The sequence below is a fragment of the Streptomyces sp. NPDC050743 genome, assembly GCF_044456925.1.
In the GTDB taxonomy this organism is placed as follows: domain Bacteria; phylum Actinomycetota; class Actinomycetes; order Streptomycetales; family Streptomycetaceae; genus Streptomyces.
Map to the genome: position 1 here is coordinate 22,160 of NZ_JBITGJ010000086.1, position 11,113 is coordinate 33,272.

At 68.6% G+C, this 11,113-nt stretch carries 3 protein-coding genes; all 3 read left to right on the forward strand.

Features of this window, described 5'->3' with window-relative positions; translation table 11 throughout:
- Nucleotide 1 precedes the first annotated feature (1 nt).
- Nucleotides 2-6,601: a DEAD/DEAH box helicase gene (locus tag ACIBJF_RS42160; protein WP_399182220.1), complete on the forward strand. Its 6,600-nt coding sequence runs from the start codon at nt 2-4 to the stop codon at nt 6,599-6,601.
- A complete protein-coding gene (locus tag ACIBJF_RS42165) occupies nt 6,601-8,739 on the forward strand; it encodes a UvrD-helicase domain-containing protein (RefSeq protein ID WP_399182221.1) in 2,139 nt (712 codons plus the stop codon). Before ACIBJF_RS42160 ends, ACIBJF_RS42165 begins: the two co-directional genes overlap by 1 nt.
- A gap of 69 nt (nt 8,740-8,808) precedes the next feature.
- On the forward strand, nt 8,809-10,908 hold the full coding sequence (locus tag ACIBJF_RS42170) for a DUF262 domain-containing protein (RefSeq protein ID WP_399182223.1): 2,100 nt from the start codon (nt 8,809-8,811) through the stop codon (nt 10,906-10,908).
- Nucleotides 10,909-11,113 lie beyond the last annotated feature (205 nt).

The window sequence follows — 11,113 nt, forward strand, 5'->3', positions numbered from 1 at the left end:
CATGCTTCCCTCTTTGGCCGTCGAGGATCTGCGTCGTGCCCTCGCCGCGTACCTGACGACGAGCTTCGCGCTCGCCGACGACGACGTCCGCGACGAACTCGAGGCGTTCCTCGAACGGCCGGAGAGCCGACTCTTTCGCGGTCCCTACCTTCGGGTGCGTACGCCGTTTCGCGAGGCCGCGCCTGGCTGGGAGAAGGCCTTGGACTGGTGGCCGAAGGGCTTCAAGCCCTACACCCACCAGGCCACTGCCTGGCGGCGCCTCTCCACCAAGGACGGTCACACCCCCGAGCCGACCATCGTCACTACGGGTACTGGATCCGGGAAGACTGAGTCGTTCCTCATGCCGATCCTGGATCACTGTGCTCGCGCCCGCGCCGCTGGCCAGAGGGGCGTCAAAGCGCTGCTCCTCTACCCGATGAACGCTCTTGCCGATGACCAGGCCCGGCGTATCGACGAACTGCTCACCGAGAACGCCGCCCTGAGGGACGTTACTGCCGGCATCTACATCGGCGGCACCTCCGGTCGCCCTGCCGAGGACGAGGACGGGAACGATCCCGCCACATACGGACGTGACACCGGTTCCACGACGCTCGCTGGCGACCCGTCCGTCACCCGTTTGATCACCGATCGGGACGCGATCCGCGCGGATCCGCCGGACATCCTGCTGACCAACTACAAGATGCTGGACCTGCTCCTCCAACGGATCCCCGACGTCCCGCTGTGGCAGACGGACTCCCTCACGTACGTCGTCCTGGATGAGTTCCACACCTATGACGGCGCTCAGGGGACGGACGTGGCTATGCTGCTGCGTCGTCTTGGTGCGGCCACGCGTGCTGCCCGCCCCGAGTGCCCCCTCGGCTCCATCACCCCTGTTGCCACGTCCGCCACGCTCGGCGGGGGCCCATTCACTGACGAGGCGACGCTGAATGGTCCGGAGAAGTCGGACCGGGAACTGCTCCTGGAGTTCGCGGAGAAGATCTTCGGCACTCCCTTCCCGGACAGCGCCCTGATCGGTGAGGACCGGCAGACGCCTGCCGAGTTCGTCGCCGAACCGGACTTCCTCCTGCCGCTTCCGACCCCGGCGGACCTCGCGGCCGTTCCTGATCCCCTCGATGACCGTTCGGCGCTGGACGAACTGGCCCGCCTGGTCGTGGGCCTGGATCATGCCGATCCCATCGCCCTCGGCCTGGCGTTGCGTAAGCACAACCTCATCAAGGCTCTTTTGGACGTCGCTGGTGCGACTCCGGTCACCGTTCCCGACATCGCCCGCGAGTTCGCCAAGCGTGGCGGTGGTGCCGCGTGGGACGAGGCAGCCCGCACCGATATGCCGCTGGTCGCGATGGGCCTGACCCGGCTGCTGGCCCTGGTGTCGGAGGCGCGCATCCTCGATGCGGACACCGGTCGGCTGATGCCGTTCCTGCGGGTGGAAGCCCAACTGTGGGTCCGTGAGGTACGCCGTGTCATTCGGGCGGCCACGCCCGAGCCGCACTTTCGTTGGTTCGACGACGATGGCCCGACCGGTGACACCCCACCCAATGCCGCGAACCTCGCTGTCTATCCGCCGGCCGAGGTCGATGCCGCGGCAGACGTGGCGACCTTGGGTGGCATTCAGGCTGGGGTTGTCGCACCGGCCTACCGGGCCCACCTGCCCGCGGTCTACTGCCGCCACTGCGGGCGCTCCGGATGGGCCGCGCTGTCAACGGATCTGGAGTGGCAGCAGCTGAAGATCAAGCCGCTGGAGATCTACCGGGCTTCCGCCCAGGGCAACCGGGCCGTGCGCTGGATGCTGCGCGCCCGGCCCGGGGAGCAGGCGGTGGTCCACCTCCATGCGGAGGACCAGGCGCTGCGCACCGTCCTCACCGACGAGACGGTCCCTGTCATCACCCCCCCTGGCCCCGTGCCCGCCAGCGCCGGTGACCGGTGCCCGTCGTGCGGGCTGGACGACGGTATGCGGTTCCTGGGCGCGGGGACCGCCACGTTGGCGTCCGTGACCACCACCCAGCTGTTCTCCGATCGGGGCCTTGCCGGCAACGAGCGCAAGCTGCTGGTCTTCACCGACTCGGTGCAGGACGCCACCCACCGAGCCGCGTTCATCGCCAACCGCAGCTTCGGCTTCACCTTCCGTGGTCTGCTCACCGCGCAGCTCAAGCCCGGTACGCCCGTCGCCGTGCACGATTTGGCCGCCGACGCCGCCGATGCCGTGGTCAAGGCCGCGGGGGAGGGCGAGAGGGCGCAATTGGCCTCCATCGTGCCGCCGGACCTGCGCGACAACCCGGAGATACGCACCCTCCTGGAAGGCTCTGACAGCTTCAGCGAGGCGGGGGAGGAGATGCTGCACGGCCGGATGGTCTTCCAGACTCTTCTGGAGTTCGGCCTGCGCTCCCGTCTGGGCCGCACGCTGGAGTTGACCCGTACCGCTGCCGCGGAGGTGTACCTGCCCGAACCCGAGGCGGTGTGTGGCCTGCTGCGGGAGATGCACCAGCGTCTGCCGGGGCAGATCACCCTGCCCGCTGACGACGCCGACTATCTGGTCCTCGTGAGCGGCTTGCTGGAGCGGATGAGGCTGCGTGGCGCCCTGTACCACCCGTGGCTGAGCACGTATATCGAGCAGGCAGGTGCCCGGCGCTGGCCGATCTGGGGCGGCCGTCCGGTCGGCATGCCGGCCTTCCCCCGCGGCCTGGCGGCACCCACCTTCCCGATCTCCGGTAAGACCGGACGGACCGACTTCGACTCCCTGAACCGCGACGGCACCTGGTTCGCCGACTGGGGGCACCGGGTGCTCGGGTGCGACCGCAAGGAAGCGCGAGCCGTCGTTGCTGCGGCGATGAAACTCCTCGCTCAGCGTGAGGTGTTGGCGACCTACCCGGCCGACGGCGGCGCCACTGTCTATGCACTGCGGCCCCGCCATGTCCTCATCCACAGCCTCGCTGATGAGGCAACCGCCACCAGCAGCGGAGGCCCGGGCGTCAACGACTGCGGTGTGCGCTGCGACACCTGTACCTGGCGGCAGACCGTGCCGCCCGGCCGCCAGGCCGCCTGGCTGGGCACGCCCTGCCTGCGCTTCCAGTGCGGCGGACGTTTCGTGCCCGACGACCGCGACTACACCCAGGACTACTACCGGCACCTGTACTCGGTCGACCGGCCGGGGGACGTGCTCACGGCCGAGCACACCGGGGCACTCACCCGCACCCGCCGCGAGGAGGTCGAGCAGGCGTTCAAGCACCGGGCCTCCGCCTTCGACCCGAACGTGCTCACCTGTACGCCCACCCTGGAACTCGGGATCGACATTGGCGACCTGTCCTCGGTCCTGCTGGCCTCGCTGCCGCCCGCGCCCGCGAACTATGCGCAGCGCATCGGCCGGGCCGGCCGCCGCACCGGCAACTCGCTCGCTGTCACCTTCGTGCCGCGCGGCGCCCGCAACCAGTACTACCTACACGCCCCCGAGCAGATGCTGGCGGGGCGGATCATTCCGCCCGACTGTTACCTGGATGCCTCCGAGATCCTGCACCGCCAGTACCTGGCGTTCCTGCTGGACCGGGCCGCCGACCGCAGTCTGTGGGACGCAACCGCCATCCCCGAGCGGCCTATGCCGCCGCGGATCGGGGAGCTGTTCCGACGCGGTCTTGCCGAGGACGGCTGGTTCCGTCGCTTCCTGGACGTCGCCCAGGCCCGGCACGCTGAACTCGCCGACGCCTTCACCTTGCTCTTCCCCGCCATGACGCCGGTGGCGAAGCAGGGGGTTGAGGTCTTCGCCACCGGCGGGCTGGAACAGGCCGTCGCCACCGCCGCGACGGCCTGGCGCAAGCGCGTGGACGCCCTGGCCGCCCGGCTGCGGCAGATCGGCCGGGCCTTCGACGAGCTCGCCACCGCCACCGGCGATGCCAACCGCGATGCGCTACGCCGCCAGCTGTATGCCGAGCAGACGTCGGTGCGCAGGCGACGGGATGCGCTGATCGCGGAGAACTCCATCAACGCGATGGTCCGCCTCGGTCTGCTGCCCAACTACACCCTGCACGACGACGCCACGTTGTTGGACGCCACCTTGTGGTGGAAGGACAGCGACGGCGAGTTCAAGGAGCAGCTGACCGAGTACGGACGCGGCGCCCGGCTGGCCCTCGCCGAGCTGGCTCCCGGCAACTTCTTCCACACCGACGGCTACAAGTACATCGTCAACGGCCTCGACCTCGGCTCGTCCGCCGGCGAGGGCCAGACCGCGTACGCCAAGTGGCGACTGTGCCCGGAGTGCGGCTTCGTCGCCACCGAGGAGACCGGCCTGGCCGTGACGGCCTGCCCGCGCTGCCGCACCCCGCGGATCGCCGACCCCGGCGCGGTCCACAACGTTCTCGTGCCCGAGCGTGTCACCGCCCGTGAGCGGCGCGAGGACGCCCGGCTCACCGACGAACGCGACGAACGTGAGCAGCGGCGCTTCGCCATGGTCACCCTGGTGGACATCGACCCGGACCAGCCGCAGGGCCTGCGCGCCTGGCGGCGCAGGGGAAGCGTGCCGTTCGGCGTGGAGTTCGCCCGCGTCGCCACCATCCGCACCCTCAACCTCGGCCCCGCCGCCAGCTCCGGGCCCGAGCACACCATCGCGGGCAGCGAAGAGCAGGTCCCCGGCTTCGATACCTGCCCCGAGTGCGGCGCCGTACGCGGCGCGCACCCCCAAGCCTGGGACCCCGTCGCCGAGCGGATCGGCACACGCCACAGTGGCTGGTGCAGTCACCGCGACGACGGCATCACGGCCGAGCCGGTGGTCCGCCTGGTGCTGGCCCATGAGCTGACCACCCAGGCACTGCGCATCCTGCTGCCGTTCTCCTCCATGGACCTGGACACCAAGCTCGCCTCTTTCAAGGCCGCCCTGCTGCTCGGCATCACCCAGCACTTCGGCGGAGCGCCCGACCACATCCGGATCGTCGAGGACTCCATGCCGTCCGGTACCGAGGACCTGCGCCGCCGGTTCTTGGTGCTGCACGACTCCATGCCCGGCGGCACCGGCTATCTCGAGCACCTCGCCGACCCGGCCGTCCTGCACCACGTGCTCACCCTCGCCTACGCCGCGCTGCGCGACTGCCCCTGCCAAAAGGAGGGGCAGCGCACGCCCTGCCACCGCTGCCTGCTGCCGCACGCCTCCAGCAGCGAGCACCCGCACGTCTCCCTGCGAGTCGCCAAGGAACTGCTGGAGGAACTCCTGCAGGAGTGGGCCACCGACCGCGTCGACACCCTGTCCGGCGTGCGCATCGACCAGCTCGCCGACAGCGAGCTGGAGGCACAGTTCGTGCGCACCCTCGTCAAATGGGGCAGCCGGCCCGAGGAGTGCGGCTCCGTGACACCGCGGGCGGGGGAGCGGGGCCTGGAGTACGAACTGCGTTTCACCGGGCCCGAGGGCGCCACGACCCGCTGGCTGCTGCAGGACCACGTCCGCCAGCACACCACCGAACCCAGCGAGCCCGACTACCTGCTCACCCGCACCGACGGGCCGGCCACCCGCATCGCCGTCTTCCTGGACGGCTACGCCTACCACGCCAGCACACACATCAACCGGATCGCGGACGACGCCGCCAAGCGGACCGCGCTGCGCGCCGCAGGCACGTACGTGTGGCAATTCACCTGGGAAGACGTCAAGGCATGGACCGAAGCGGTCGACAAAGCCGCCCCCGGACGCCAAGCCCAAGCCGCGTCCACCCCCCTGGTCGGCAACACGCTGCTCACCACGGCCCAGAAGGTGCACCGACAGGTGCTCGCAGCGACCGGCGCCGACGACATTCTCGAGCCCGCACTGCGCAATCCCCTCGAGACGCTGCTGGCCTTCCTCGCCGATCCCACCCCCTCCCGGTGGTCGCGGCGCGCAGCGGCGCTGCTGGCCGGTTACGCGACGACCTCGCGACACCCGGTCACCCGGGCGCAGCTGGGCGAACTGCTGCCCGGGATCCTGACCGGCGCGACCCCGCTGCCCACCCAGACGGCCGGGGACGCCGGCGCGATCGATGTCCGCACCACCGGCGGACTGCGCATCGTCGGCTTCCTCGACTACCGCCCGGAACCGACGATCAAGCGGCCCAGCATGCATGCCTGGTCGGTGTTCACCGTGCTGGACGACCGTGCCGACACCCTCACCGATCCGGACCACCGCGCCCGGTGGGCGGACTGGCTGCGCTGGTCCAACCTGCTGCAACTGCTCGTCCCCAGCGGCGCCGACGAATTGCCGCGCTTCTTCCAGCAGGTCGCCGTCTCCACCGCCGATCAGGTCGACCCCCACACAGTCGCCCTCTTCGCCGGGGCACTGCCCACCACCGCAGGCGCTCCCGAGAAGCTGCCGGAAGCATGGGCCCAGGCCATGGAGTACGCCTCGCCCCAAGTGCAGGAACTGCTGGCCGAGCTCGCCCAGAAGGCGCACCGGCACTGCATCGACGTACCGGAAGTCGGCTATGAGTGGGACGACGGCACCTTCCAGGCCGAACTGGCCTGGTCCGAGGGCAGGGTGGCGGTCTTCGTCGACCAAGACGCGCACCGCGACGCCGCCTTCGCGGCGGCGGGATGGCATGTGGCGCACGCGCAGAGCGTGACGGCGGATGAGTTGATCGAGCGTTTGGAGAGATGCTGATGTCCGGGGCGACAGTGATCATGGCGGACACCTTCGGCAAGTCCTACGACGCGCTCGACGGATCGGTCCAGCCTCTGGTGCTGCAGTTCATCATGAAGATGCAGCAGAACAAGGACACCAAGGGGCTCAACCTCAAGCCCCCGAAAGGCGCCAAGGACGCGCGGGTGCGCACCGCACGGGTCAACGACAACTATCGGGCCGTGCTGATGCACCACTCGCAGAAGATCTACTACCTCGTGGCGGTCAAGCCCCACGACGAGGCCTACGACCTCGCCTCCAACATCATCTTCGACATCAACAAGGTCACCGGTGGCATCGAGGTGATCAACCTCGGCAGCCTCACCGGCACCCTCAGCGGCCAACCCGTCCCCACGGCAGCGGAACAGGCGCCTTCCGTCTTCGCCGACGTCTCCGACGCCGACTTCGAGAAACTCGGCGTCAACCCGGCCATCATCCCGGCCCTGCGCGAGATCCACAGCGAAGAGGCGATACTCGGCTTCGTCGAGCACCTGCCCAAACTCGCCCGCGACGTCATCCTGTGCCTCGCCGACGGCTGGAGCGTGCAGAAGGTCTGGGAGGAGATCAGCGCCCCCGCCGCCACCCCGGACGAGGTCGACACGCAGGACTACGAGGCCGCCAACGAACGCCCCGCCACCAAGGAGGCCTTCGTCGTCACCGGCGACGTCGCCGCCCTCAGCCGCATCATGACCGAGCCGCTGTCCGCCTGGCGCGTCTTCCTGCACCCCGCACAGCGAGCCCTCGCCGAACGCAAGACCCCCTACAAGGGCCCCGTACGCGTCACCGGAGGTCCCGGCACCGGCAAGACCGTCGTCGCCCTCCACCGCGTCAAGTCCCTCGCCGACCGGCTGCCCCCCGGCCAGGCCATCCTGCTCACCACCTACACCACCACCCTCGCTGACCTCCTGCGCTCCCTCCTGGAGGACCTCGGCGGCACCCAGCTCACCGCCCGCGTCGACGTCCGCAACATCGACAAGGTCGCCTACGGCACGGTCAAGGACGCCTTCGGCGCCAAGAGCTTTCACACCCTCAACGACGCCGAGATCCGCAGACGCTGGGAGGAACTCGCCGAGGAACAAGACAAGCTGCTCTGGGACGGCCGGTTCCTGGACGCCGAGTGGAGGCAGGTCGTCCTGGCCCAGGATGTCCGCAGCCGCGACCAGTACTTCGCCGCCAGCAGGGCCGGACGCGGCCGACGCCTCAACCGGATGCAACGCGCCCAGGTGTGGAGCCTCATCGAGGAATTCGAACGGCGCCTGGACCGTGACAAGGCCGTGGGCATCACCCAGCTCGCCGCCCAGGCCGCCCGCATAGCCTCTGGTTGGAGCGACGACGCCCGCCCCTACCGGCACATCGTCGTCGATGAAGCCCAAGACCTCCACCCGGCACACTGGAAACTGCTGCGCGCCCTCGTCCCGGCCGGCGAAGACGACCTGTTCATCGTCGGCGACGCACACCAGCGCATCTACGACAACAAGACCTCGCTGCGCAGCCACGGCATCGACGTCGTCGGCCGCTCCAAGCGGCTCACCCTCAACTACCGCACCACCCGCCAAATCCTTGCCGCCTCGCTCCGGCTGCTCGGTGGCGAGGACTTCGACAACCTCGACGACGGCACCGAGGACCTCGGCGGCTACCGCTCCGTCCTCCAAGGAGCCACCCCCGAACTCGCCGGATACCCGACGCAGGCCGCCGAACTCCAGGCGCTCGCCGCGCGGATCGGCGGCTGGAAGCAGGAGGGCATCCAGGACCACGAAATCGCCGTGGTGGCCCGTACCAACGCGCTTGCCGAGGCCGCCGCCCAGGCTCTGGCCCACGCAGGCATCCGCGCGGTGCACGTCCAGTCCCGGCAGGCCCCCGCGGCCGACGCCGGCGTCCACGTCCTGACCATGCACCGCATCAAGGGCCTGGAGTACCGGGCCGTGGCCATCGTGGGTGTCAGCGCCGATTACGTCCCCCAGCCCAACGCCGTCATCGACAAGGCCGAGGACCACCTGCAGTACGCCCGCGACCTCCAGCGTGAGCGCTCTTTGCTGTTCGTCTCCGCCACCCGCGCCCGTGAACAACTCGCCATCACCTGGACCGGTCAGCCCAGCCCGTTCCTCGCTGTGGCCGACTGACCCCCACGGTAAACCGCAAAACAACCCGTTCCGTAGCCCGTCCTTGCCGCGTCAAAGGAGGCCCTGTCGATGGCCACCGTGCTGGTCAAAGACACCACCCACCAAGTGGCCGACCTGATCACCGACATCCGACGCGGCGAGATCGCTCTGCCCGACCTGCAACGGCCCTACGTATGGGAGCCGGCCAAGGCACGTGAGCTGTTCGACTCCATGTACAAGGGGTTCCCGGTCGGATACCTGCTCTTCTGGGAGACCGGCGTCGAACCCGGCGCCCGGCAGATCGGCGAAGGAAGCAAACCCGAGGCCGCTCGCCGGCTCATCGTCGACGGCCAGCAGCGCCTCACCTCCCTCTTCGCCGTCATGACCGGCACTCCGGTCATGAGGGAGGACTACCGCTCCACCCGGATCCGGCTTGCTTTCCGCCCTGCCGACGCCACCTTCGCGGTCACGGACGCGGCGATCGAGAAGGACCCCGAGTACCTCCCCGACATCGGCGTCCTGTGGGACACCGCCACTGGACGCCGCAAGGTCATCCGCGACTTCCTGGCCCGCCTGAACGACAAGCGCCCCTTGGCCGAGGACGAAGAAGACTACATCCAGGATGCACTCGACCGCCTTCACGACCTCGAGAGCTACCCCTTCAAAGGTGTCGTGCTCTCGGCCGACATCGACGAAGAACAGGTCGCGGAAATCTTCGTCCGGATCAACAGTGAAGGCGTAAAGCTCGACCAAGCGGACTTCATCCTCACGCTCACCTCCGTCTTCTGGGAAGACGGACGGCGCGCTCTGGAGGACTTCTGCCGAGAATCCCGGGTCCCCTCCATCCAAGGCGCGTCACCCTTCAACTGGTACATCAGGCCCAAGCCGCCCCAGTTGCTGCGCGTCGTCGCCGCCGTCGGCCTGGACTCCGCGGTGCTCAAGCAGGTCTACGCCGCCCTACGAGGCCGCGACAACACCGGCAAACTGTCCCCGGCACGGCGCGAAGAACGCTTCGCACTGCTGCAGCAGGCACAAGAACACGTCCTCGACCTCAAGCACTGGCACGAGTTCTTCCTCTGCCTAGAGCACGCCGGCTTCCGCGGCGAGAAGATGATCTCCAGTCAGAACACGCTCCTCTACAGCTACGCGCTCTGGCTCATCGGCCGCGTCCACCACGCCGTCCCCATCGACCAACTGCGCTCGACCATCGCGCGCTGGTTCTTCATGGCACAGCTCACGGGCCGCTACTCCGGTTCCGTGGAAACCCAGATGGAGCAGGATCTGGCCCTGCTGCGGGACTTGAAGCCCGCAGATCCGCGCGGTTTCACCACCGCCTTGGACCGGGTGGTCCACGAGACTCTCACCTCCGACTTCTGGAGCATCACGCTGCCCAACGCGCTCAACAGCTCCGCCGCGAAGTCCCCTGCCCTGCTCGCCTACATCGCGGCTTTGAACATCCTGGACGCAGATGTCCTGCTGTCCACCACCAAGGTGCGCACCCGACTCGACCCGGCCGTCCTCGCCCGCAAGGGCGTCGAACGCCACCACCTCTTCCCCCGCAAGTACCTACAAAAGACCCTCGGCATCACCCAGACCGCGCGCATCAACCAGATCGCCAACATGGCACTGCTGGAATGGACCGACAACATCGCCATCTCCGACCAGGCGCCAACGGACTACTGGCCCCAGCAGCTGGCCGCCAAAAAAATTCCCCCCGAGGCCCTGGCTCGCCAGCTCTACCTGCACGCCCTGCCGGAGGACTGGCCATCGATGGGGTTCGAATCCTTCCTCTCTGCCCGCCGCACCCTCATGGCGCAGGTCGTCCGGGACGCCTTCTTGCAGCTGGAAAACGCCACCTACCACCCCGTCTACCAGGTGACGGCAACCGTGCCCACGCAACGCTCCACAAGCACAGTCCCCTCCCGCAGAGTCAAGCTGTCGCAGCTGTTGGACGCCGGCTTGATCAACGAAGGCACCGTCCTCACTCCCGCCTGGGAGGACTACGACCAGACCGCTGTCGTCGACGACCAGGGACGCATCATCATCGACGGCCAAGCCCACGACACACCCTCCGGAGCCGCCAACGCAGTCGGTGCTGGAGCCAATGGCTGGACATTTTGGCTGGCGGACACACCAGAGGGCCAACTCTCCCTGGACACCCTGCGAGCTTCGCTCTCCGAAGAGAGCTGAAGGAGGCCAGCTCAAGCCCGGTCGGGCCACCAGGAGAACCATGCCAGCACTGGCCTGGCCGGCGACACGAACCGACCGTCGGATACACCTACCTCATGTGAGCATCAGCGTGAGGTTCCCCCTGCCGGCCGGACAGCTTGATACTGGGACGGATGGTCCCGGAGGAAGCAGTCACAGGTAGTGAGTAGCAAGAGCAACATGAGTA